Origin of the sequence: Actinoplanes sp. NBRC 101535, from assembly GCF_030269225.1 — a bacterium.
Taxonomy (GTDB): Bacteria; Actinomycetota; Actinomycetes; order Mycobacteriales; family Micromonosporaceae; genus Actinoplanes; species Actinoplanes rectilineatus.
In genome coordinates this window covers 63,112-85,534 of the sequence record NZ_BSSY01000024.1, presented here as the reverse complement: position 1 = coordinate 85,534, position 22,423 = coordinate 63,112, and the positions used below count along the sequence as shown (strand labels likewise).

28 protein-coding genes, 2 pseudogenes and 1 riboswitch are annotated in these 22,423 nt (G+C 71.1%); of the genes and pseudogenes, 12 read left to right on the top strand and 18 right to left on the bottom strand.

The annotated features are described in order from the left end of the window. Window positions 1-14: 14 nt before the first annotated feature. Window positions 15-488 (bottom strand): SRPBCC domain-containing protein, encoded by a 474-nt coding sequence (locus tag QSK32_RS40630; protein ID WP_285474941.1) that lies wholly within the window; start codon window positions 486-488, stop codon window positions 15-17. A 238-nt stretch (window positions 489-726) separates the two neighbouring features. Between QSK32_RS40630 and QSK32_RS40625 the strand changes: the two are divergent. Further along, a pseudogene (locus QSK32_RS40625) lies at window positions 727-939 on the top strand (IS5/IS1182 family transposase); the annotation flags it as partial. A 77-nt stretch (window positions 940-1,016) separates the two neighbouring features. Here the strand turns inward: QSK32_RS40625 and QSK32_RS40620 are convergent. Beyond that, window positions 1,017-1,535, bottom strand: coding sequence for a hypothetical protein (locus tag QSK32_RS40620; protein WP_285474940.1), 519 nt, complete (start codon window positions 1,533-1,535; stop codon window positions 1,017-1,019). 73 nt (window positions 1,536-1,608) lie between these two features. Beyond that, complete coding sequence (locus tag QSK32_RS40615) at window positions 1,609-2,220, bottom strand: TetR/AcrR family transcriptional regulator (protein WP_045744872.1); 612 nt, start codon at window positions 2,218-2,220, stop codon at window positions 1,609-1,611. Window positions 2,221-2,390: 170 nt separating this feature from the next. On the opposite strand from QSK32_RS40615, the gene QSK32_RS40610 reads away from it, so the two are divergent. Further along, window positions 2,391-3,158 (top strand): NADPH-dependent F420 reductase, encoded by a 768-nt coding sequence (locus QSK32_RS40610; RefSeq protein WP_285474939.1) that lies wholly within the window; start codon window positions 2,391-2,393, stop codon window positions 3,156-3,158. A gap of 275 nt (window positions 3,159-3,433) precedes the next feature. Here QSK32_RS40610 and QSK32_RS40605 read toward each other — a convergent pair whose 3' ends face one another. Further along, a complete protein-coding gene (locus QSK32_RS40605) occupies window positions 3,434-3,817 on the bottom strand; it encodes a RidA family protein (protein WP_045744874.1) in 384 nt (127 codons plus the stop codon). 5 nt (window positions 3,818-3,822) lie between these two features. Next, the gene (locus tag QSK32_RS40600) at window positions 3,823-4,389 is read right to left on the bottom strand and encodes a hypothetical protein (RefSeq protein WP_157411234.1); all 567 of its coding nucleotides are present in this window, start codon (window positions 4,387-4,389) and stop codon (window positions 3,823-3,825) included. A gap of 108 nt (window positions 4,390-4,497) precedes the next feature. On the opposite strand from QSK32_RS40600, the gene QSK32_RS40595 reads away from it, so the two are divergent. Further along, on the top strand, window positions 4,498-5,490 hold the full coding sequence (locus QSK32_RS40595) for a methyltransferase (protein WP_285474938.1): 993 nt from the start codon (window positions 4,498-4,500) through the stop codon (window positions 5,488-5,490). 3 nt (window positions 5,491-5,493) lie between these two features. On the opposite strand, the gene QSK32_RS40590 is transcribed toward QSK32_RS40595, so the two are convergent. Further along, the gene (locus tag QSK32_RS40590) at window positions 5,494-6,339 is read right to left on the bottom strand and encodes an NmrA family NAD(P)-binding protein (protein ID WP_285474937.1); all 846 of its coding nucleotides are present in this window, start codon (window positions 6,337-6,339) and stop codon (window positions 5,494-5,496) included. 88 nt (window positions 6,340-6,427) lie between these two features. Between QSK32_RS40590 and QSK32_RS40585 the strand changes: the two genes are divergently transcribed. The 3 genes from QSK32_RS40585 (at window position 6,428) to QSK32_RS40575 (ending at window position 7,767) form a co-directional block, all read left to right on the top strand. Then, window positions 6,428-7,144 (top strand): TetR/AcrR family transcriptional regulator, encoded by a 717-nt coding sequence (locus QSK32_RS40585; RefSeq protein ID WP_045744878.1) that lies wholly within the window; start codon window positions 6,428-6,430, stop codon window positions 7,142-7,144. Between the two features lie 61 nt (window positions 7,145-7,205). Then, a complete protein-coding gene (locus tag QSK32_RS40580) occupies window positions 7,206-7,514 on the top strand; it encodes an STAS domain-containing protein (protein ID WP_045744879.1) in 309 nt (102 codons plus the stop codon). A gap of 40 nt (window positions 7,515-7,554) precedes the next feature. Further along, a complete protein-coding gene (locus QSK32_RS40575; RefSeq protein WP_245674116.1) occupies window positions 7,555-7,767 on the top strand; it encodes a hypothetical protein in 213 nt (70 codons plus the stop codon). A 6-nt stretch (window positions 7,768-7,773) separates the two neighbouring features. Here the strand turns inward: QSK32_RS40575 and QSK32_RS40570 are convergent, their stop codons facing one another. The 5 genes and pseudogenes from QSK32_RS40570 to QSK32_RS40555 form a co-directional block, all read right to left on the bottom strand. After that, complete coding sequence (locus QSK32_RS40570) at window positions 7,774-8,247, bottom strand: DUF2267 domain-containing protein (RefSeq protein WP_045744881.1); 474 nt, start codon at window positions 8,245-8,247, stop codon at window positions 7,774-7,776. Window positions 8,248-8,423: 176 nt separating this feature from the next. Then, on the bottom strand, window positions 8,424-9,452 hold the full coding sequence (locus tag QSK32_RS40565; RefSeq protein WP_045744882.1) for an aldo/keto reductase family protein: 1,029 nt from the start codon (window positions 9,450-9,452) through the stop codon (window positions 8,424-8,426). A 41-nt stretch (window positions 9,453-9,493) separates the two neighbouring features. Next, window positions 9,494-9,598, bottom strand: a pseudogene (locus tag QSK32_RS45790) (IS982 family transposase); the annotation flags it as partial. A 53-nt stretch (window positions 9,599-9,651) separates the two neighbouring features. Then, window positions 9,652-10,857: a pyridoxal phosphate-dependent aminotransferase gene (locus QSK32_RS40560; RefSeq protein WP_285474936.1), complete on the bottom strand. Its 1,206-nt coding sequence runs from the start codon at window positions 10,855-10,857 to the stop codon at window positions 9,652-9,654. Between the two features lie 88 nt (window positions 10,858-10,945). Then, window positions 10,946-11,893, bottom strand: coding sequence for a hypothetical protein (locus QSK32_RS40555; protein WP_285474935.1), 948 nt, complete (start codon window positions 11,891-11,893; stop codon window positions 10,946-10,948). Between the two features lie 80 nt (window positions 11,894-11,973). Here QSK32_RS40555 and QSK32_RS40550 point away from each other — a divergent pair, with 80 nt between their 5' ends. From QSK32_RS40550 to QSK32_RS40535, 4 genes are all read left to right on the top strand, one after another. Next, the gene (locus QSK32_RS40550; protein WP_285474934.1) at window positions 11,974-12,699 is read left to right on the top strand and encodes a hypothetical protein; all 726 of its coding nucleotides are present in this window, start codon (window positions 11,974-11,976) and stop codon (window positions 12,697-12,699) included. 39 nt (window positions 12,700-12,738) lie between these two features. After that, window positions 12,739-13,485, top strand: coding sequence for a phosphotransferase family protein (locus tag QSK32_RS40545; protein ID WP_285474933.1), 747 nt, complete (start codon window positions 12,739-12,741; stop codon window positions 13,483-13,485). A 76-nt stretch (window positions 13,486-13,561) separates the two neighbouring features. Then, window positions 13,562-14,020, top strand: coding sequence for a hypothetical protein (locus QSK32_RS40540; RefSeq protein WP_045744886.1), 459 nt, complete (start codon window positions 13,562-13,564; stop codon window positions 14,018-14,020). 112 nt (window positions 14,021-14,132) lie between these two features. Beyond that, on the top strand, window positions 14,133-14,795 hold the full coding sequence (locus QSK32_RS40535) for a hypothetical protein (protein ID WP_285474932.1): 663 nt from the start codon (window positions 14,133-14,135) through the stop codon (window positions 14,793-14,795). On the opposite strand, the gene QSK32_RS40530 is transcribed toward QSK32_RS40535, so the two are convergent. Further along, on the bottom strand, window positions 14,765-15,568 hold the full coding sequence (locus QSK32_RS40530; protein ID WP_285474931.1) for an alpha/beta fold hydrolase: 804 nt from the start codon (window positions 15,566-15,568) through the stop codon (window positions 14,765-14,767). The genes QSK32_RS40535 and QSK32_RS40530 overlap by 31 nt on opposite strands. Before the next feature lie 131 nt (window positions 15,569-15,699). Continuing rightward, window positions 15,700-15,809: riboswitch (SAM riboswitch) on the top strand. A gap of 11 nt (window positions 15,810-15,820) precedes the next feature. Between QSK32_RS40530 and QSK32_RS40525 the strand changes: the two genes are divergently transcribed. Next, on the top strand, window positions 15,821-16,444 hold the full coding sequence (locus tag QSK32_RS40525; RefSeq protein WP_045744889.1) for a GNAT family N-acetyltransferase: 624 nt from the start codon (window positions 15,821-15,823) through the stop codon (window positions 16,442-16,444). A 265-nt stretch (window positions 16,445-16,709) separates the two neighbouring features. Then, the gene (locus tag QSK32_RS40520; protein ID WP_045744890.1) at window positions 16,710-17,216 is read left to right on the top strand and encodes a GNAT family N-acetyltransferase; all 507 of its coding nucleotides are present in this window, start codon (window positions 16,710-16,712) and stop codon (window positions 17,214-17,216) included. Window positions 17,217-17,270: 54 nt separating this feature from the next. Here QSK32_RS40520 and QSK32_RS40515 read toward each other — a convergent pair whose 3' ends face one another. From QSK32_RS40515 to QSK32_RS40490, 6 genes are all read right to left on the bottom strand, one after another. Beyond that, on the bottom strand, window positions 17,271-17,870 hold the full coding sequence (locus QSK32_RS40515) for a dihydrofolate reductase family protein (RefSeq protein ID WP_285474930.1): 600 nt from the start codon (window positions 17,868-17,870) through the stop codon (window positions 17,271-17,273). A gap of 708 nt (window positions 17,871-18,578) precedes the next feature. Continuing rightward, the gene (locus QSK32_RS40510) at window positions 18,579-19,001 is read right to left on the bottom strand and encodes a hypothetical protein (RefSeq protein WP_285474929.1); all 423 of its coding nucleotides are present in this window, start codon (window positions 18,999-19,001) and stop codon (window positions 18,579-18,581) included. A 118-nt stretch (window positions 19,002-19,119) separates the two neighbouring features. Then, window positions 19,120-19,749: a hypothetical protein gene (locus tag QSK32_RS40505; protein ID WP_285474928.1), complete on the bottom strand. Its 630-nt coding sequence runs from the start codon at window positions 19,747-19,749 to the stop codon at window positions 19,120-19,122. A gap of 216 nt (window positions 19,750-19,965) precedes the next feature. After that, on the bottom strand, window positions 19,966-20,757 hold the full coding sequence (locus QSK32_RS40500; protein WP_285474927.1) for a GNAT family N-acetyltransferase: 792 nt from the start codon (window positions 20,755-20,757) through the stop codon (window positions 19,966-19,968). Window positions 20,758-20,762: 5 nt separating this feature from the next. Further along, window positions 20,763-21,494 (bottom strand): phosphotransferase, encoded by a 732-nt coding sequence (locus QSK32_RS40495; protein ID WP_245674118.1) that lies wholly within the window; start codon window positions 21,492-21,494, stop codon window positions 20,763-20,765. Between the two features lie 79 nt (window positions 21,495-21,573). Continuing rightward, on the bottom strand, window positions 21,574-22,422 hold the full coding sequence (locus QSK32_RS40490; RefSeq protein ID WP_045744897.1) for an anchored repeat-type ABC transporter permease subunit: 849 nt from the start codon (window positions 22,420-22,422) through the stop codon (window positions 21,574-21,576). Window position 22,423 lies beyond the last annotated feature (1 nt).

Sequence of the window (22,423 nt, the reverse complement as noted above, 5' to 3'; positions counted from 1 at the left end):
CGGCGAGGCCACGATCAACCCGTGCCGCCCACGGCAACCTGTTCGAGCCTCTCGAGGAGTTGTTGCGCCCCGGCTGCCGCCTGAAAGACCACAAGATGCTTCTTCCGGTCCGATTCCGAAGCGTAGAACGACCGTAGAGTCACAGAGGTCCGTTTTCCAGCATCCACCTCCTCGATCGTTACCACCGAACGGGAAGGAGCCAAGCCATGCTCTGGCGCGCCTTGATGGACATACGTGACCCGCATACCCGCTTCGACGGTGTCGAACAGGTACAGGTTTTCGAATGTGGAACCATCCGGGCCCTGCATCACCACGTCGAATCGTCCACCTTCGCGGACATCAAGCTCACGGACCGTGCTGGTGAACCCGTCAGGTCCCCACCAGCGGGCGATCGCCGTCGGGTCGATCCAAGCCGACCAGATCTGGTCAGGTGACGCGGGCATCACTCTGGTGACGTCCAGGTCGGGCGTAATCGAGTCGTTGGGCACCCGGGAATCGTACGGTGCCGCCGCGTCACCAAGCAGGGGACCAACCGCGCAGGTCCGCGCCTTCAGAACGTTCGGATCAGTGAGCCATTCCGCGCAACGTTGCGGTTGCTGTCCGTAGCTGGCAAGACGCTAAGTCCGAGACGCGCCAGATGATCACGGCTACGTAGAAACGGCGCAGAACCTCGATAAGAAGGTGGCCTCCTACAGCTCAACTTCATAATAGAGGTCCTGCGCGACGATGAGTGTCACATACACCGCTGTCCTGCCGGTACGCGAACACACCGTGGACGTACTCGCCGGACTGCTCACCACCGAACGCGCTCGCCGCGGCACCCGTGCCGGAACCCGTTCTCTGCCCTGCCGTGACCAGGCGATCCTGGTGCGGCGCTGGTTTCTCGACAGCACACCTATGCGCCAGCTCGCCCGCGACAATCAGATCAGCCTCTCCACCGTAGTAGCCGTTGACGACGCAGCGGGCTGCTCCGCCGTAGCACCGGTGAGGGGTCCGAGGGTGAACAGCAAGCTGATCTACTGGGACAGGGCGGCGCACAGGTCCTTGGCGATGCGGTAGTCACCGGAGACGGTGCGGTAGTTGGTGGCGGAGATGTCGAGGCGCCAGTTCGGGCCGTCGAGCTGGTAGTAGCCGGGCGGCAGGTTGCCCTGGCCGGCCCGGAAGGCGACCAGCAGCGGACCGTGGTTGCGCATCGTCACCGCGCCGTCCTCGTGGTGGGTCGCCGTGCCGCTCGCGCTCGCGTTGCCGCGGACGGTGGCGCCGGTGCTGACGTTGGTCAGGCGGTAGACGAGGGGGCCGGTGGCGGCCTCGGTGTGCACCGAACCGTCCGGGTACGTGGTCAGCGTCTTGTAGTAGACCGCGTCCACGACCGGGTCGGCGTGGATGGCGAAGGCACAGGGCACTCCGGCCGGATAGTCGAAGGGTGGGCTGGGGATGCGCTCCCAGCCCTCGCCCTGCGCGTCGGCCCGGGCGGGCGTCGTGAACGAGAGTGCCAGCAGGGTTCCCGCAACGATGGCGGTCGATGGTCCGCGCATGCCCGGAATCTAGCAGGCCCCGGGTGGGGACGACACGACCGACGTGTGCCACCGGCCGCGGCGGCCGGGGTCGCTATGCGAGGGGCGGGAGGGGCCCGGTGTTGCGGCTGCTGAGGCCGTCGAGGGAGATGCGCAGCAGACGGCGCCACTGGCCCGGGTGACTCTCGGCGGTGGTCAGCACGGCCTGGCTCAGGGAGCCGCTGAGCTGGAACAGGTCGTCGGTGGTGACGCCGGGACGCAGAACGCCGGCGTCCGCGCAGCGGGCGCGCAGCTGGTCGATGCAGGAGTAGCAGCGCTGGATGCAGGCGGCGCTCGGACCGCCGGTGGCGGCGAAGCTCTCGACGGCGGCACGGTTGCCGGCCTGGTTGGTGAGCAGCCGGTCGAAGAAGCCGTCGAGCGCCTGCCACGGATCCTCGGTGGCCATGGCCTGCTCGTGGGCGTCGGTGAGCCACCCGTCGAACTGCCGCTCGAGGACGGTGGCGAGCAGCTCGTCCTTGGTCGGGAAGTGCCGGTAGAGCGTGCCCATGCCGACACCGCTGCGCCGGGCGATCTCCCGGACGTCGACGCCGCCGCCGTGTTCGGCGAAGACCTTGCCGGCCGCCTCGATGATGGCGGCCCGGTTGCGCTCGGCGTCGGCGCGGCGGCCGGGCCGGGGTGCGGGAGTGGCGTGGTCGGCGAGCGTCACGGGTTCAGCCTACGACACGGCGCCCGTTTCGGAACGCTCGCTCCGTTTGTGACCCGAACAACAGGAGCAGGCGCTCCGCTTGGTGCTAGCTTGAAGCGGAGCAGCCGCTCCGATTAGTCGGCGGCACCACCCGGCGGACGCGATCCGTCCGCGAACTGAGGAGACTCCCCATGGCAACACTCGGCTTCATCGGCGCCGGCGCCATCGGCACCACACTCGCCCGGCTGGCGATCGCGGCGGACTTCGACGTCGTCCTGGCGAACTCCCGCGGCCCGCAGACCCTCGCCGCGACAGTGGAGCGGCTCGGCGCGCGGGCCCGGGCCGCGACCCCCGAGGAAGCCGCCCTCGCCGACGATCAGGTGGTGGTGAGTATCCCGCTCGCCGCGTACCGGCAACTCCCCGCCGCCGCACTGGAGGGAAAGGTCGTGCTCGACGCGAGCAACTACTACGCGTCGCGGGACGGCCACCTCCCCGCCCTCGACGCGGGGGAACTCACCACCAGCGAACTCGTCCAACAGCATCTGGGCGGCGCCACACTCGTCAAGGCGTTCAACAACCTCAGCGCGCACCACATCACGGCACTGGCCCGCCCGGCCGGCGCGGCCGACCGCACCGCGCTGCCCATCGCCGGCGACGACCCGCAGGCCAAGGCCGCCGCCGATGAGCTGATCAGCCGGCTCGGTTTCGACACCGTCGATGCCGGCCCCCTTGCCGAGAGCTGGCGCTTCGAACCCGAGACCGACGCCTACACCGCGCCGTACTGCGCCGACCCCGACGCCCTCTGGGCCGCGTGGACGCAGCTCGCGGAAGCCCTGCGCACCGGCACTCCCCCGCAGGCGTACGCGCCCGACCCGGGTGCCCCGCTCCCCGCGGACCGACTGCGCACGCTGCTCGCCGGCGCGTCCCGCAAGCTCACCGCCGACCGCGTGATCGCCTGACGAACGACGCCGGCCACTCACGCGGCCCGCCACGACAACAGCCCGCTGCGAAAACGGCCGCTGCGAAAACGCCAGCAGAACACCGCGAGAGCAGGCCGTCGTGAGAGGGCAGATCGCTCCGGAAACTCCGGCCCGGCCACCGCGGAGGACTCACGCAGGCCGCCTCGGAGGGCTTCGCGTTCCGGACGCGTAGCGGCCGGCGAAGCTCTCCGAGGCCCTCGGCGGGAGCAGCGGTCTGTACCCACCACCCAGCTACGACATCGGTTTCATGGGTGTCAGGCCGTGTACGCCCATGCGTCGATCTCCACGACGAGCGCTGGATCGGCGAGCGCCGATACATGGAGGAGCGTGGTGCACGGCTCGTGACCGCCGAGCCATGTGGTGACAGCGGCCCGGCGACCTGCCGCATCAACCGCCCCCACCAGGTAGAACGTGAGCTTGACCAGGTCGCGGACGGTCATCCCGGCGGCCTCGAGGTTGCGGCTGATGTTGGCCAGCGCCTCGGTGATCTGCTCGACCGGGTCGCCGGGAACGGTGCCGTCGGGCGTCATGCCGATCTGCCCGGACAGGACCAGCCAGCGACCGCCGGCGGGCACCTCGATCTGGTGGCTGTAGTCGGCGACCGGGGCATGCACGCCGGTCGGATTGCGCAGAATCACCGGATCTATCCCCCGTTCGAGCGAGAAGCCGGGTGGATGGCCGCATGGACGGCGGGGAAATCGGCCTTGCGCTCCTCGAGCCCCCAGATCCGGACCATGCCGACGGTGTCCGGTCCGGCCCAGTGGCAGACCGTGTCCACCGACGGGTCGTTCGCGTGGGAGATGCCGCAGGTCGCGACGGCCCCCTCGACGCCCAGGTCGACCGGTGCGACGTCGTCCAGGTCGGCGGCGTTCTGCGTCATCAGCCGCAGGGTGACCTGCGGGGCGGCGACCCGGCCGGCGGCGGCGCTGACCTCGATGCCGTCGAGCGGCTTCTTCGTGTCGAGGTACGCCGCGGCGACCGTGTCCGTCGGGTTGAGGACCTTGCCCTTCAGGAACGCCGCCGAGCTCTCCGCCTCTTTGAGCCACTTCGGGCTCGCCGTCCGCGGCAGGCCCTCGATCTTCTCGGGGACCTCGAACCGGAACGGGGCCGCGGCGGCGCTCGACGGCGCGGCTTCCGGCGAGGGCGCATCCGGGGCGGACGAACAACCGGCCAGCAACAGGACGGCGGTCACGATGACGGGTGGGCGCATGTGTCTCTTTCGATAGTCTTCGATTGACGACGCCCACCGTACAGCGGCGAATTCGCAGGGTCTGAGGCCGGGCTGACGGGCGGGGCGCGCGGCGTTACGTTCCGGGGCATGACGGTGAGTCCTTACGAGACGGTCATGGGTTTCCTCGTCGGCCCGTGGCTGGCGCAGACCGTGCGCGCGGCTGTCGACCTGTCGCTCGCCGAGCATCTGGCCGACGGGCCACGGACCGCCGCGGAGATCGCCGAGGCGGAGAATTCCGACCCGGACGCCACGGCACGCCTGCTGCGTGCTTGCGCTGCGATCGGGCTTGTCGCGTACGCGGAGAAAGGCTTCGCCATCACCCCGGTCCTGGCCGTGCTGCACCGGGACGCGCCGATGTCGCTGCGGGACATGGCGGCCGCGCAGTCCAGCCCGTGCATGTGGCTGAGCTGGGCGCGGATCCCGGAGGCGATCCGCAGTGGCGAGGAGCAGACCCGGCAGGCCCTGGGCATGCCGTTCTTCGACTATCTGGCCGCGCACCCGGACGAGGGGGCGCTGTTCGGCGCCGCGATGACGAGCATGTCCGCGCCGGTGATCAGCGAGGCGGTGGCGGCGCTCGACGTGACCGGCGCGCGCACGGTGGTCGACGTCGGCGGGGCGCACGGGTCGTTCGCGCTGGCCCTGCTGGCCCGGCACCCCGATCTACGCGCGACCGTGTTGGATCTGCCGCACGCGATGGCGGGCGCCCGGGCGGCCGCCGACGAGGCGGGCCTGAGCAGCCGGTTCACCGCGGTGGCCGGCGACTTCTTCACCGCGGTCCCGGACGGCGACATCCTGCTGCTGAAGACCGTCCTGCACGACTGGTCCGACGACGACTGTGTCCGCATCCTGACGACGTGCCGGGACGCCCTGCGCCCGGGCGGCCGCATCGTCATCACCGAGATCGTGATCGCCGACCGGCCGTCCGGGATCGCGCCGCTGATGGACATCGCCATGCTCGCCATGACCGGCAGCCGGGAGCGCACCCTGGCCGAGTTCGACGACCTGCTCTCCCGGGCCGGCCTGCGCCGGTCCGCGGTCGTCGACCTGCAGCCGCCGTACGCGGTGATCGTGGCGTCCTGACCGTCAGCGGCTGAGGAAGTCGCGGACCGTGGCCGGCTCACCGTCGAGGAGTGTGCCGAGCAGCGGGTCCACGCCGGCGAAGTCGCCACGCCGGGCCGCCTGGTAGAAGCCGAGGACGAAGCGCGCCATGAACTCCTGGGTGCCGCCGGCGATCTGGGCGGCGAGCCAGTCCTGGTCGTCCAGGATGTCCAGGGTGATGGTGCGGCCGGTGACCTCGGACGCGATCCCGGCGATCTCCGCGAACGTCGGGGCGCTGGTCGCGGTGATCGTGGTGGGGCCGTCGTACTTGCCGTTCGAGGCCAGAATCTGGGCGGCGGCCGCGGCGGCGTCGTCGCGGGAGGTCCACGACACCGGGCCGTCGCCGGGCACGCTGATCACGCCGGTCTCCCGCCACGGTCCGGCCAGCCAGGCGAGGCTGTGCAGGTAGAACCCGTTGCGCAGGGACGTCCAGGGCAGGCCGGACTCGGCGAGCAGCCGTTCGGTGGCGGCGTGGTCGCGCCCGGGCTTGAAGGGTGTTTCGAGGACCGCGTTCTGGTGGCTGGTGTAGAGGATCCGGCCGGCCCCGGCGGCGACGGCCGCGTCGATCGCGGTGCGGTGCAGGGCCACGGCGTCGGCGCCCGGGTCGCTCGACGACACGAGCAGCAGTTGGTCGGCGCCGTCGAACGCGCCGGGGAGCGAGGCCGGGTCGGCGTAGTCGCCGTGGCGCACGGTCACGCCCAGGTCGGCGAACCGCCGGGCCTTCGTCACGTCGCGGGCGACGACGGCGACGTCCGTGGCGGGGACGAGGTCGAGGAGGCGGTCGACGGTGGCGCCGTTCAGGGCGCCGGTGGCTCCGGTGATGACGATCATGCGGCACTCCCTGGTTGTTATCGCTGATATCAGCAAAACGCTAACACTGGAAACTCAGCGATAGCAAGGAGCCGCTAACGTTGGAAACGTGAAGGAGCCCACCGCACCGCCGGCCCGTGATCTCGTACGCTCCCGGCTGGTCGACGTCGCCGCGCATCTGCTCGCCACCGAAGGCCCCGAGGCGGTGACCACCCGCTCGGTCGCGCTCGCGGCCGGCGTCCAGGCGCCGTCGATCTACCGTCTCTTCGGGGACAAGAACGGGCTGCTCGAGGCGGTCGCCGAGCACGGCTTCGCGAGCTACGTCGCGCAGAAGCCCGTCGTCGACGCCGGCGGTGAACCGGTCACGGACCTGCGCGCCGGCTGGGATCTGCACGTCGGGTTCGGCCTGGCCAACCCGGCCCTGTTCCGGCTCATGCACACGACCCGGCGCACCCCGGCCGGGCAGGCCACCGTGGACGCCGGCACGTCCGTGCTGCGGCAGCGGGTGCGGCGCGTCGCCCGGGCCGGCCGCCTACGGGTGCCCGAGCAGCGCGCCGTCGACCTGATCCACGCGGCCGGCACCGGAGTCGTGTTCGCCCTCATCGACCAGCCCGAGGACCAGCGCGACGAAACCCTCGCCGAGCTTGCCTGGGAGGCGGTCTGCGGCACGATCCTGCTGGACGCACAGCCGGCCGGACCGTCCGGTCCGGCCACCGCGGCCGTCACGATGCGGGCCGCGCTCCCCGACGTCACGGTCCTCAGCCCGGCGGAGATCGCCCTGCTCGCCGACTGGCTGGACCGGATCACGGACTCCGCCGCCGGGTGACACTATTGTCAGCTCTCGAACAGATGTTCAGAGTTGAAGACCGTGAGGTTGTGGTCCCCCGATGATCGTCACTACTGATCCCGTCGCCGGCGGCACCGTCCGGATACGCGTGTCGGGCGAGATCGACATGGCGACCGCGGACGACGTGCAGCGGGCCGTCCGGCAAGCCCTCGACACCCCCGGGGTCACCGAGATCGCCGTGGACCTCGCGGGCGTGACGTTCTGCGACTCGTCGGGCATCGCCGTCCTCGACGAGGGATTCGGCGTGGCCGCCCAGCACGGGATCCGGTTCCGCGCCGTCGACCCGCAACCGGTCGTCCGGCGGGTCCTCGAGATCGTGGGCATGCTGGACATCCTGGCGCAGCCCTGAGCCGGCGGAGCCCCCCGCCCGGGATGGCACCATGATCAGCATGACTCCCGAGGAGCACGCCGCCCGTGCCGCCGAACTCACCGCCGAAGCCGAACGTCTCTACCAGATCTGCCTCGTCGACTACCACACCAACATCAACGAGGACGATCACTCCGAGGAGCCGTACGTTCCCGGCGCCGACCTGGCGATGCTCACCGCCACCACCCAGCTCGCCCAGGTGCACGCCACCCTCGCCCTGCGGGCCGAACCCTGAACCGCGTCAGGCCGGCTGCTTGCGGGGCGCCGGCACCAGAGCGGGCACCCGGATCCGGCCGGTCAGCGCCCCGGCGGCGGGCTGATTGCGGACCACGGCGGGCCGCCCGGCCAGCAGCAGCGGGCGCAGATCGGCGGCGACCAGGTGGGCGAACGCCGCCGGGCTGATCACCGGAAGCGCCGCGTTCAGGTGTTCCAGCACCACGCGGGCCAGGAACGCGTTGTCCGGCTGCTCCACGTACAGGATCGCGGTGACCCGGTCGAGAAAAGCGCGGCAGGACGCCGGGGTCTCGACCCGGGCCCGCCCGGACAGCCCGGCACGGAGCTCGGCGGGCAGGTGCGGGCTGAGCAGCTCCGACGCCCGCTCCGGAAGGACGTCGGCGAGTGCACCCAGCACCCCGGTGACCATCCGCAGGCTGTGGCGGCGTCCGTGGAGCCGGGCCCGGCCCTCAACACCGACAAGAAGGGCATCAATATCCACCGGGGATCCTTCCCAAACCTGACAAGGACCCGGCAGTTCCCCGGCATTAAGGGCCCAAACCGCAATGAGGCGGACGTCACCAGCGCGCGCTGATCCCGGATCCCGGTCGGCGGGGCCTGCCTGCTGGTGCTGCTCGCCGCGTCCCGGCCGGGACGCGGACGCTGACCGGCGGTGTTCTACTTGTCGCCGCGGCTCCAGGACGCCTTCACCGACATCATCCGGGCGGTCTTGGCCGGATCGCGGTCCACCAGGTCACCGAGCACCTCGTCGATCGCGGCGAGCGCGTCGTCGGTGAGGCGGACACCGGACGCGGCGGCGTTCTCGGTGACCTGCTCCGGGCGGGTCGCCCCGATGATCGCCGAGGTGACGCCGTCCTGCCGCAGCGTCCAGGCGATCGCGAGCTGGGCCATGGACAGCCCGGCGTCGTCGGCGATCGGCCGGAGCAGCCGCACCCGGTCGAGGAGTTCGTCGCCGAGCACCCGGCCGATGAACCGCGGCGCCCGGCCGGCGCCGGCGGCCCGCGACCCCTGCGGCGGCGGCCGGCCGGGCAGGTACTTACCGGTCAGCACCCCCTGGGCGAGCGGCTGGAACACCACCTGGCCGATGCCCGCCTCCCGGCACAGCGGCAGCACCTCCGGTTCGATGACCCGCCACAGCATGTTGTACTGCGGCTGGTTCGCGACGATCCGGCTGCGCAACCCCATCCCCTCGGCGAGGTCGAGCGCCTCCCGGATCTGCGGGGCGGTCCACTCGGAGACGCCGAGATAGAGGACCTTGCCCTGGCGTACGAGATCGTCGAAGGCGATCAGTGTCTCGTCCAGCGGGGTCCGGTCGTCGAAGCGGTGCGCCTGGTACACGTCGACGTAGTCGGTGCCGAGCCGCCGCAGCGAGGCGTGACACGACTCCATGACATGTTTGCGGGACAGTCCCCGGTCGTTCGGCCCGTCGCCGGTCGGCAGGCACACCTTCGTCGCGATCTCCACCGAGGACCGGCGCACCGGGCGCAGCGCCTCGCCGAGCACCTCCTCGGCGGCGCCCTGCGCGTAGACGTCGGCGGTGTCGAACGTCGAGATCCCGGCGTCCAGTGCGGCCCGGATGCAGGCCAGCGCCGCCTCCCTGCCGACGAGTTCGCCGTGGGTCAGCCAGTTGCCGTAGGTGATCTCACTGACGTACAGGCCGCTGCGTCCCAGGCGCCGATGATCCATGGACGACGATCCTAGATGATCGAGTCCTGAATCGTTGCCGGTCAATGGTCGTGGGCGATGAGTGATCGTGGGTGGGGTGCGCCGATGTCGGTGTCGTGCCGGATCACGGCGGCGAGGGCGAGGAGGCGCTGACCGATGCGGGCGAACGGGGCGTGCATCGGACCGGGGGAAGCTCCGTTCCTTCAGGACGGAGAGGACGTCACTGCTGATAACCGGCGAGGAACACGCCGAGACGGCTGATGGCCTCGCTGAGCACCTCGGGGTCCGCCAGGAACACCAGGCGCAGGTGGTGCGGCTTGTCGATGTTGAAGCCGGTGCCGTGCGAGAGCAGCACATGTTGCTGTTCCAGCAGGTCGAAGACCAGCTGCTCGTCGTCGTGGATCTTGTAGATCGCCGGGTCGAGGCGGGGGAACAGGTAGAGCGCGCCGTCGGGCCGGACGCAGTCGACACCCGGGATCGCCGTCAGCTCCCGCCAGGCCAGGTCGCGCTGCTCGTGGAGGCGGCCGCCGGGCTTGATCAGCGCCTCGATGCTCTGGTAGCCGCCGAGGGCCGTCTGGATCGCGTGCTGCGCCGGGACGTTCGGGCACAGTCGCATGTTGGCCAGCAGCTGCAGCCCGTCGAAGTAGTCGTTGTCACCGGCGGCGAACCCGCTCAGCGCCAGCCAGCCGGAGCGGAATCCGGCGGCGCGGTAGGTCTTGGACAGTCCGCCGAGGCTGACGATCGGGACGTCGTCGGCGAGGGCGGCGAGGGTGTGGTGGCGGGCACCGTCGTACACGATCTTGTCGTAGATCTCGTCGACGAAGATCAGCAGACCGTGCCGGCGGGCGATCTCGATCATGCCGAGCAGCGTCTCCCGGTCGTACACCGCACCGGTCGGGTTGTTCGGGTTGATGATGACCATGGCCCGGGTGTGCTCGGTGACCTGCGCCGCGAGGTGTTCCAGGTCGGGCATCCACCCGGCGCTCTCGTCGCAGCGGTAGTGAACGGCCCGGCCACCGGAGAGCGTCACCGCGGCACTCCAGAGCGGGTAGTCCGGACTCGGCACCAGGACCTCGTCACCGTTGTCGAGCAGCGCCTGCAGACCCATCGTGATCAGCTCGGAGACCCCGTTGCCGAGCATCACGTCATCCGGCTGGATGTCGGTCGCGCCCTGACTCTGGTAGTACTGCGCCACCGCGACCCGGGCCGAGTAGATGCCCCGCGCGTCGCTGTAACCCTGCGCGGCGCCGAGGTTGTGCACCACGTGCGCCACGATCGGTTCCGGAGTGCTCAGCCCCCAGGGCGCCGGGTTGCCCAGGTTCAGCTTGATGATCCGGTTCCCGACGGCTTCGAGTTCCTGCGCCCGCCGCAGGACGGGACCGCGAAGGTCGTACCGGATGCTCTTCAGACGTCGCGCCTGCCTCATGGTGATGCTCCCTCTCGCCGACTCTCGTCATGATGATCAACCGTCGGGCGACCCCGGCCAACGACTTTCCCAAAGCCCGCCGACCGGCTCAGCGGAACCGGCGCCATAGCAGCCAGCCGCCGAGTAGTCCGAGAACGATCACGCCGCCGGCGATCGGGACGGCCGGGAGCGAGGAGCCCACCGGGAGCGAGGAGCCGGCCGCCGGGGTCGGGGCGAGCTTCGACGCGTACCGCAGGATCTCGGGATCCTCGTTGTCGTCGCTCCACTCCGAGACCGTGAGCAGGTACGTCCCGTCCCGCGAGTAGGCGATCGACTCGCCCTGCGGCTCGTCCGGCAGCGCGGTGACCTGCGGCGTGCCGGTGGTCAGCGCCGCCAGCACGTCGCCGTTGGCCACCGGGTACTCGAAGGCGTCGGCGTAGGTCCGGATCGCCACCTTGGCGCCGTCCGGCGAGTTCGTGCCGCCGGTCAGCACGAGCCGGCCGTCGGCGCCGCGCGGGTTGCTCGTCGTCGTGACCGGAATCGACAACTCCCCCGCCGCGCGCAGGCGACCGTCGGCGAGCGCGCCGTCCACCGTGTAGACCCGCGCCCCGGCCTTGTCCTTGGTGACGATGATCGGTGTCCCGTCGCCGTTCAGCACCAGCGTCTCCGCATCGTGCGCCCCGTCCGGGTACCGCATCGCGAACAGCTCCGGCTCCTCGGCGCCCGGTGCCAGCCGCCACAGCCCGACGGTCGCGCGGGCCGCGTCGTTGTCGCCGATGTCAGCCACCCACAGGGTGCCGTCCGGCGCCACCGCCAGGTCCTCGGTGTCGACCGGCTTCGACGGGTACGCCACCGTCCGCTCCACCTCGCAGTCGGCGTCCAGGAAGAAGATGTCCCGGCGCTTGTTCTTGGTCGTGCTGTCGTTGACCGTCACATAGCCGTCGGCGATCGTGACCAGCCCGGACATCTCCCGCAACCGGTCGTCGCCGACCCCGCAGACGGAGTCCGGCGACGCCAGTGCCGACAACAGGAGACCCGCCGCTATCGTCGTGATCATCGCGCAAGTGTTCCAGCCGTACACCGCGACATGCACGCCGGTCAGAACGGTCGTCGCGAACGCGTACCCGTGGAGGCCCGATGTCCTATCGCCTGAATGCGGCAGTAGGCCCGTTCGACCTGCTCCGGAGCGTCGTCCCGGAGGAGGTCCGGCCGTCGGTCGTCCCGCTCCGGCAGCGGATGGGCTTCGTCCCGTTCCCCTCCTGGCTGGTGTCGCAGAGCCGCGGGGCGTACCCGGAAGAGGCGATGGCCGAGTGGTCGCACGCCGCGCTGATCGGTCAGGTCGAGGTGGACTTCTCCGGGGGCGACGGGGACCAGACCGCGTCGCTGTGGCGCGACGGACGGCGGATCTGGGGTCCGTCGTACACCCGGGACTTCACCGGTCCCCGGCACGAGTGGCCGGTCAACGCCGTGCTGGCCCGGCTCGGTGTCGTCGTGGAATCCGGCCATCTCGACCTGTTCGACGAGGTGGGGTTCGGCGACGAACGCGAGCACGAGGACTGGCGGCCGTACTCTCTGGAGGCCCGGCAGTACGCGACGTGGGACGACTGGAACACGGCGCGGGAGGCCGAACGGGCGGCCGAGCGGGCTGCTGCCGAACGCGTGGCAGCCGAACGCGCCGTGTACAGCCGGCTGCCCGGCGTTCCGGTGCCCCTCACCGGGGCGGACGTCATGCGGATCCTCGGCATCCCGCCCGGGCGTGAGGTCGGCGCCGCGATCCGGTTCCTGCAGAACCTCCACGTCGAACGGGGTGGCCTCTCCCCCGAGGACGCGGCCACCGCTCTGCGCTCCTGGCACCGCCGATAACGGCGTGCGGCCGGCGGACGGCCCGGCCATCATGGCGGTATGGACGAGGTGGAGGTCGTCGTCGCCCACCGGCAGCGGGCCACGCTGCGCGTCGGCGACGTGTTCCTGAAGGTCGACGGCGATCCGGCGCACGCCGCCGTCGAGGTCCGCGCGATGGCCATGGCGCCGATCCCGACCCCGCCGGTCCTCTGGCACCAGCCACCCGTGCTCGCCGTCGCCGCCGTCCCCGGCACCGCGCTCGGCGTCCTCGGCGAACCGTCCCCCGCGTCACCGGCGGCGTGGGCCGCCACGGGCGCCGCCGTCCGCACGCTGCACGACGCGCCCCTGCCGCCCTGGCCGGGCACCCGGCTCGACGACGTGGCGGCGGAACTCGACACCGAATGCGCGTGGCTGCTCGCCAACGCCGTGCTGCCCACCGAGGTGATCCGGCACAACCGGGCGATCGCCGAGGCCGCACTCCGGCCGTGGCAGCCGGTGTTCGTCCACGGCGACCTGCAGATCACCCACGTGTTCGTCGACGGCGACCAGGTCACCGGGGTCATCGACTGGTCCGAGGCGGCCCCCGGCGACGCCATGTTCGACCTCGCCATCCTCACCCTCGGCCACGAGGAACGCCTGGACGACCTACTCACCGGGTACGGCCCCGGCGCCGACCGGGAGGTGATCCGCGCCTGGTGGGCCCTGCGCAGCCTGACCGCGTCGCGCTGGCTGATCGAACACGGCTTCGACCCGGACGCGCCCGGCTGCGAATTCGACGTGCTCCGTCACAATATGTCACTCACATGACGTTTCCGCTGCTCCCGATGGCGATGGCCGCGAATCCGGGTACGAATGGACACTCAGGCAGCCGGAAGGAGTGCTCATGAACCACGACACCGACGGCCCGCGCCGCGTCGTCGCCACCGCGGCCGACTTCTCCACCGCCGCGCGGGCGTCCGCCCGGCTCACCGAGGGCGGCATCCCGCAGGACAGCGCCACCATCGTCGCCTGCGGCAGCCACGAGGCGCCCGCCGTCACCGCCCGCCGGCCGGCCGTGCGGGGCGGACTGCTCGGGCTGCTCGTCGGCATCCTGGTCGGGCACCTGCTGACCTCCTTCGAGCTGGTGGTGCCGAACCACGACGACGACACCCGGATCGCCCTGGCCGCCGCCGCCACCGGCACCGCCTCGGGTGCTGCGATCGGCCTGATCGGGTACGGCATGGCGCTGGGCCGCCGCCCCGCCGGTGTGCCGGGCCGGCTCCGCCCGGACCACTACGACCTGGTCGTCGACGCGACCGTGGCCGACCGCGCCACGCAGGTTTTGGCGGCCTCGTCCCGCTGACGTTTCGGGACCGTGCCATTTGTAGCTGGCCGTTCCCGAACTACCCGAAAGGGACGATGCCATCCTCGGGGACCGGACGACACCCGTCACGAGGTGACGCGTTGAGGATGGCATGCAACGTCGTGTCACGACCACCGTGGCGGGAGCCGTGCTCGTGCTCTGCGCGGTACCAGCCGCCGCCGTCCTGTTCCTGGCCCCCGAGCCGTACTGGTCGTCCGTACTCTGGCTCGGTGTTCTGGGCCTGATCGGCGGCGGCCTGACGGTGGCGCTGTTCCCCGGCTTGCGACGGCCCACGGCGGCGGCGGTCACGGTGTGCGCCGCTCACCTGGCCGGACACGGCACGGTGGGCATCCGCGACGTGTTCAACGCCGCCGGCGCGGACGCCATCACCCCGACCCAGACCGAGATGGCGGACTGGGTGGCGCAGTCGGCCATCCTCGCTCTGGTCGGCACCGTCGCCACGTGTGTGGCCCTCGCCCTGCTCTGGCGGGAACCGCGGCGGGGGTGGCAAGCCTGGCGCCCTCTCCGCGCCCGGTTGCTGGTCGGCGGCCTGGCCGTCATGGCAGTGTCGATCGGCCTCGGCGCTCTGGAGGCGCTCACCATGGCGGGCGAGCTTCTCCTGAAGTTCGGGCTGCCGTTCGGCGGTGGGCTGGTCATGGCCGCCTGGCTCGGCAAACGGGCCCGGCGCGCGGCCACCACCGCGGTGGGCGTGTCGTTCCTGGTAGCCGCGGCCTCCGTCGGCGGCTACATCGTCCGGCAGTTGCTCGAGACGTGACCCCTCATGCGGCGCAGCCAGTCGGCGATCAGGGCCGAGCACAGGCCGCCCTGTTCGGAGACGAGGTTGTGACCGGCGGCGTCCAGGGTCGCGAACGACGCCCGCGGATAGTGCTCGACGCGGCGCCACGCGTCGGCGTAACCGACCACGTCGTCCTGCCGGCCGGTGACGTGCAGGGCCGGCTGCGTGAAAGGCTCGGGGTGGGCGTCCTCGGGTTCCCGGTCCAGGGTGTAGTCGTGCGCGATCCGTGCCAGCGCCTCCTGGTCGGCGCCGTCGATGCCCGGCAGCAGGTATTTCAGGAACGTCTCCGCGTCGTCCGTGGACTCCACCACGGCGTCCTCCCGGTAGTGGCCGATGGACGCACCGAGCAGCGGTTCGATCTCCGGATCGGTTCGCAGCACCGTCCGGGGTGGCAGGGTCCGTTCGCTGCGCCGGGCGACGAAGACGCCGACCAGGGTGGCGAGCCCGAGGACCTGCGGGCGGAGCTCGTGCGCGACGTGGCGGGCGATCATCGCGCCGAACGAGCAGCCCAGCACGGCGAACGGCGTGTCGCCGAGACGCGCGCGGATCTCGTCCACGACCGCGTCGGCGACCTGCTGCGAGCTGGTCACATCCCCTGCCGGGGTTCCGGTCGCGCCGGGCAGGTCGAGGTAGACACGCCGCCACCCCGAACCCGTGAACGTCGGCTCCAGCGGCAGCAGGCTGCGATGGTCCAGGCCGAATCCGTGCAGCAGCACCAGCGGCGTACCCGAACCTGTTTCATAAGCGAACACGGTGCCAGCGTAGGCGTACTCGATGCCGACCCTATTTCCGGCCATTGCCCGAAATATCAGACCGAATCATTAAAATCTCGTTCGGGTGTACGCGCTGAACACGCCCCATCCCCGTCCGGTAGGGTCTGGCGGGTCACGAGTGCCAGCGTCAAGCCCCGGCTTGCTGGCCGGCAACCCCTGTCGTGGGTGGGTGCTCCGGGTGATGACCAGGTCCGGCAGCCCCGCCGGACAAGCGACGACCCTGGAGTTCGCGTGATCCTGCCCGGCCCTGCCCTCGACGGCGCCCTCGTCCGCCTCGAACCGCTCGCCCACCGGCACGCCCCCGACCTGCGGGCCGCCGTCGCCGAGAACCGCGACTCCTACGGGTGGACCTGGGTGCCCACCCCCGCCCAGGTGTACGCCTACATCGACGAACAACTCGGGCGCGCCGCGACCGGGCGGCTCGCCCCGTACGCACAGATCTCCGCGGCGACCGGCCGGGCCGTCGGTGCCACCGCCTACTGGGATCCGCGCTACCAGCCGGACACCGGCGACCTGGTCGCCGTCGAGGTCGGCTTCACCTGGCTGTCCGCCTCCGCGCAGGGCACCGGCATCAACGCCGAGGCCAAACTGCTGCTGTTCACGAACGCCTTCGAACAGTGGAACGTGCAACGCGTCGACCTGAAGACGGACGCCCGTAACGCCCGGGCCCGGGCCGCCCTGGCCGCGACCGGCGCCACCTTCGAGGGCGTCCTGCGGCGCTGGTCCCGGTCGTGGGCGCCGGGCGAGGAGGGCCTGCTCCGCGACTCCGCGATGTTCTCGATCATCGCGGCGGAGTGGCCGACCTGCCGCGCCCATCTGCGTCACCGTCTGGCAGCCCACCTCGTGTCGTGTTGACCCGGCAGGTGGGCGGCCGGAGGACACACCCGGTGCTGGTGCCCGCACGCCCGGCGGTGCTGCCCGCACACCCGGCCGAGCCACTCTCCCTCGGTGGCGCCACGATCGGTGTCGACCGGCCCGGCGACGGCCCGCCACCGCATCCGGCGGCCATCCTGGAAGCTGTGGAACCCGACCGGCAACTCCCGCACCCGCGCCGCAGCCACGGTACGCGTCGGCGTCTCGTACCATCATGGACTGCTCTTGATCTGCCTCGGGATCTTCGGTGAACCGCTACCGGCATGCGACCGCCGACGACCTCCCGGCCGTGGCCGCACTGCTGGCCGAGGTGGAACGCTTCTACGGCGCCGACGAACTCCCACCCCGCGACGAGTGGGAACGCCAGATCGCCTCCCTGCTGTTCAGCGACGGACCCGCCGCCCGGGTGCTGCTGGCCGCCGACGGTGACGGCGTGGTCCGCGGCTTCGCCAGCTACAGCTTCCTGTGGCCGGCCGCCGGGATCACCAAGTCGCTGTTCCTGAAGGAGTTGTACGTCCGCGAGCCGTTCCGCAGACACGGCGTCGGCACCGCCCTGATGGCCCGGCTCGGCGCCATAGCGGTCGGCACCGGCTGCAGCCGCATGGAATGGTCGACCGACGCCGACAACGTCGAGGCGCGCCGCTTCTATCGCCGCCTGGGCGACCTGCACATGCCGTCGAAGCTGATGTACCGCGCCGAGGGCGACGACCTGCTGCGCCTGGCCCAACCGCCTCAGGCAAGGCCGGCCGGGTAGGGCGGTCGGGTAGGGGCTGCCGGTCACGAAACCGTTCATCACCAGGGTCCCCGGTCAGCGGTAATGCACGCGATACCGCAGGTGTGTGACGCCGTCACCTTCGACGACCTCGACGCGTTCGAGTTCGGCGCCGTCGTTGTCGATGTTCGCGAAGTAAGGGATCCCCTCGCCGAGGAACACCGGCACCAGGTCGATGCGGATCTCGTCCAACAGCCCGGCGTTGAGGCACTGCTGGGCGACCGCGGGGCCGGACACGCTGACGTTGCCGTCTCCGGCAGCCTTGGCCTGGTTGATCGCGCTCTCGACACCGTCGGGGACGAAAGTGAACGGTGCGAGCCGCTCAGCCGGCCAGTCCGCGGGAGGTTCGCGGTGGGTCATCACGAACGCGCGGCCGTTGCCGGGCGGGTTGCCACCCCACCCGCCCGTGTGGTCGAAGACCCGGCGGCCGCACACGAAGGCACTGCTCCGGGCCAGGTCGGTCTGGGCGCGCAGGTAGTCCGCGCTGGCCGCGGAGACCCGGAAGGTGATCGGGTAGCCGGCCATCGGCACCTCGACATCACCACGGGAATACCAGTCGAACAGGGGGCCCACACTGTTGTCCGGACGAGCCACAAAGCCGTCCAGCGACATACAGAAGCTGGCGATAACCGTCATTCCGCAACCTTTCGTCACGAGTTCGAAAAGCCGGACACCGAACCGCGACTTCACGTCGTGCCGCCATCGGCCTCCGGATTTCAGACCCCCGACGGCGTCAGAACTCATCGCTCGGCGGCGAACCGATCCGGGTCTCCTCCACCCTGGCACACTCCGCACGTCGGCCAAGACCGCGGTAGCGCGGAGGCCGTCATCGGCGGCGGACCGGACGGCCCGAACGTGAACAGCGCCAGGTCGAAGACGCCCGGAATGCCCGGCCGTCGGCCACGGTCCGTCGATGAGCCGAAGACGACCATGACCGACGGCCGGCAACCCCCGGGCCGTCGCCGGCGGCTGCGTTTCGCCCTGCGGGCAGCCGTGGTCGACGGCTCGCCCGACTCAGCCGTCAGCCGTGGTCCATCCGTGAGCCGAAAACGACCGCAAACGACGGCTGGCGATTCCGAGCCGTCATCGGTGGTCGGCCGAGCGTGGCGGGCAGTGCCATGGGCGACGGCCCGCCACGCTCAACTCCGCCCGGCAGCCATAAGGCGACGACTGACCGCCTTGCGGGGTAGCTCGCAGGCCGGCTCGTCACCCACGACACGGTGTTGATCAATCGCGACTCACCTACCCGCCGGCGAGCAGCCGGCGTCGGCCCGCCAGCGGGACGGGACGGCGCCGGGACGGAGCGACGCCGGGACGGGACGGCGCCGCGAAAACCGGGTGCGGTCAGCCCCTCGCCGGAGCCATGACGCTGTCCTCGACGCCGTTGCGGACGATCAACCACGATGCCATCAGCGCCGCTCCGGCAACCATCGGCAGGTACGGGACCACTGTCGTATTGATCAGGCTGTACGGCACCACCGCGATGAACTCCCACACGCTGGCCAGCAGCACCACGATGCCGGCCGGCCAATGCCAGCCACGCCGCGCCACCAGCAGCGGCATCGCGACCACGGCCGCCATGTGAAGCAGATATCCCGCCTGGTAGTAGCCGTAGGGAACCACGTCCCACCAGTCGTCGCCGTACTCCCGGTAGCGTTCGATCGCATCGAGGCGATACTGCATGAAGTACGGGTCGCCGAAGTCCATCGGCCACCACGGCAGCAGCAACAGGCCGGCCCAGACCACGGCGGCCGCGAGCCAGGCCACTCGGCGCGCACGTCGCGCCCCGTCCGACAGATACATTCCGCCCCTTCCGCTCGTTGACCCTTCAAGTTCTACCGGGGCGAACCGACGGGAAGGTGTCCGCCAGACGTGAGGAAGTCGATCAGATGCCGAGAGGCGCGCTGATCTGCAGGCGCCGGTCCACGGCCGCCACCAGCGGATCCGCCAGATCGGCGCGGATGCCCTGCACCCAGGGACGCAGGGCGGTCAGGAAACCGGCGAGATCCTGCTGAACCGCGCCCAGCAAGTTCGGCAGAACGTGGCGCGGGACGTCCACATGTGGTTCGTCCGGGCCGGGAACCTGCCCGAAGGACCGTTGGCCGCAGTCCTTCCACACTCGGATCACCGGCCCTCGGTGCTCGATCAGCGGATCCGGGTCATGGCCGAGGTCGATCACCGCGCCGTCGATCACGCGCAGCCAGTCGCGCCATTCGTCGAGGCCGACGCAGCAGCCGGGGTCGATGACGACGTCACCGTCGCGCACCCGCAACCCACCCGGCGCGTAATCCTCGTCGGCACAGGCCAGATACCCGTCGATCGCCTCGGCGGCGTTCGCCGCGGTGATCGAGACATCATCGGCGGTCACAGCGCGGCCGATCAACGCCCAGACCACCGCCCCCACCTGCTGCGACGTCGGCGTGCGCGGAACCGCGACGGTGAAGCCGGTCTGCTCGGCCGGCCAGAACGGGCAGTCGGCGAACCATCGCTCCACCACCGGCGTCAGGGTGATCACCGCATGAGGTTAGCGGGCCACGGGCAACACCTGCGACCGCATTGACCGCCCACTCGGGCACCGTCCACGCAAGTTGCTGGGGCGCAGCACCCTGCCCGGACCCGCGATCACGGCAGGTCGGCGACCTCGGCGACGACATGCGGGGAACCCTCGTCTCCGGGGCTGGTGGCGGCCGACCTGAACCCCATCGACCAACCGGCGACGAATGCACCGGGCTCAGTGCACGGCCCACTCGTAGTGGGTGGACGTGGTGATCTCGTGGAAGCCGCACCGCCGCAGGATCGGCGCGCTGTCCGACGACGCGTCCACGTGCAGCAGCGGGAATCCGCGGTCGGCGGCCTCGCGGGCCCGGGCCGCGAGCAGCGCGCGATAGAGGCCACGCCCCCGCCACCGCGGCACGGTCGTGCCGCCGAGCAGGGCGACGAACTCGGTGCCCGGCTCGTACACCGACCAGGCCGTACAGACCAGGTGACCGTCGACCTCCGCGACCAGGACGGTCACCTCGCCGGGCGCCGACGCGATCCGGGCGCTCAGATCCGCCGCGACCCACGAGCAGTCGAACCCCCACACCCGGGTCTGGTGGTCGGCGACGCGGCGCAGGTCGTCGTCGCCGGTCACGCGCCGCAGCGTCACCCCGTCGGGCAGCACCGGCACGGTGGCCACCTCGTCGGCGTACCCGAGGAGCACAGCCGACGGCCCGGCCGCGACGGCACCGGCCGCGGTCAGCCGTCCGGGCAGGTCGGCGGGCAGGTCATGGGAGCGCAGTTTCCACTCGACGCCTTCGCCGCGGTCCCGGAAGTAGTCGCGTTGGCGGATGATGAGGCGGTCGAGGGCGGCGCCGGTGACGCCGACGTCGCGTGGCGCCCGGATCCGCCCCACCGGCCCGCCGACGATGCGCAGCAGCGGACCGTCCCGCTCGTAGACCAGCCCCGGCGGTGCCGCGCCCGACGGCATCCGCATCCGCGCGTCGTAGGCGGCCAGCAGGCCGGCGGTGTCGACCGTGGACATCCGGGTCACCGGTGCCAGAAGGCGGCCGGCAGGGCTTCCAGGTCGGCGGCGGAGCGTTCCAGGTTGTCGGCGACCGGCAGCAGCGCGATGGCGGCCGGATCACCCGCGTCGGCCATGCTGCGCATCACCGCGGCCTGCCGCCGGGCCCGCCGGATCAGCACGGCGCTGAGGGCCGGCCGGTCACCGGAGTATCCGTACGCGTCGAGCAGCAGGTGCAGCCGCCGGGACCGGTCGCCGGGCTCGTGGAAGCCGAGGACCGCGGCCGCCGGCGGGGTGTAGAGCGGCACCCACGACAGGGCGGTGAACGCCAGGTCGAACTCACGGGTGGACGGGCCCGCCGTGTCCCAGTCGAAGAAGCCGACCAGCCGGCCGTCGTCCACCACCGCGTTGTAGGGCGCCGCGTCCTGGTGGCCGACGATCATGCCGGGTTTCCACGCCGCCCCGGCGAACCATTGTTCCCGCGCCGGTGGCCGGAACTGCGCGGTCACGTCGTGCAGCCGGCGCAGCCACTGCCCGACCTGCACCAGCATGTCGTCGGTGAAGGCCCAGCCGGGCCACGGCAGCCGGTCGCCGATCACCTCGCCGGGCAGGTAGCTCAGCATCTCCCGGCCCTGCCGGTCGAACCCGAGTGGTCGTGGCGCACCCTCGAAACCGGCGTCCTCCAGGTGCCGCAGCAGCGCGTGCACGGTGGGCGTCCACGGTGAGGCCTCCTTGTGGACGACGTCCCCGATCCGCACAGCTCCGACAGTGTTGCCGCCCGGTAGCGTCTCTTCGCTCACCCCGCCTTCATACCGCCGTCGGGGCGGCGGACACACCTCATTCGAGAGTCCGCATGACGACACCGTGCCGGGGTGCGAACAGGTACGCCGTCAGGAACACCGCGGTCAGGACCAGCACGATCGTGCCGCCGACCGGCAGGTCCCAGGACCACGAGAGATAGAGCCCGACCAGGGCGGATCCGGCGCCGATCGCCGGGGCGAGCAGCATCATGGCCGGTAGCCGGTCGGTGAGCAGCCGGGCCGTGGAGGCCGGTGTCACCAGCAGCGCGAGCACCAGGATGTTGCCGATCGTCTGCACCGCCATCACCACCGCAAGGGTGACCAGCACGTACAGCACCAGGTCGAGCTGGAACACCCGCAGCCCGAGCGCGCGGGCCGTCTCCCGGTCCAGGCTGACGGCGACGAACTCCTTGTGCAGGAGCACGATCACGAGCAGCAGCGCGAGTCCGGTGCCTCCGACCACGTACAGGTCCCGGTCCGGGATGCCGGTGATCGAGCCGAACAGGAACTGTTGCAGGGATCCGGCGTACCCCGGCGCCCGGGAGATCACCACGATGCCCAGCGCGAACGCCGCCACGAAGAACACCCCGATGACGGAGTCCTCCTTGAGCCGCCGGTTCTGCGAGAAGACCGCCACCAGCAGCGCCGTGACGACGCCGGCGATCGTGCCGCCGACCACCAGGCTGCCGGAGAGCAGGAACGCGACGGCCAGGCCGGGGAAGACCGCGTGGGCGACCGCGTCGCCGATGAACGCCATGCCGCGCAGCACCACGTAGCAGCCCACCGCCCCGCACATGATCGCTGCCATGACCGCGACGGCCAGGGCTTTGGGCAGGAACGCCAGGTCCGGGTTGACCAGGTCGGCGAGGAAGTCGACGGGTGTCATG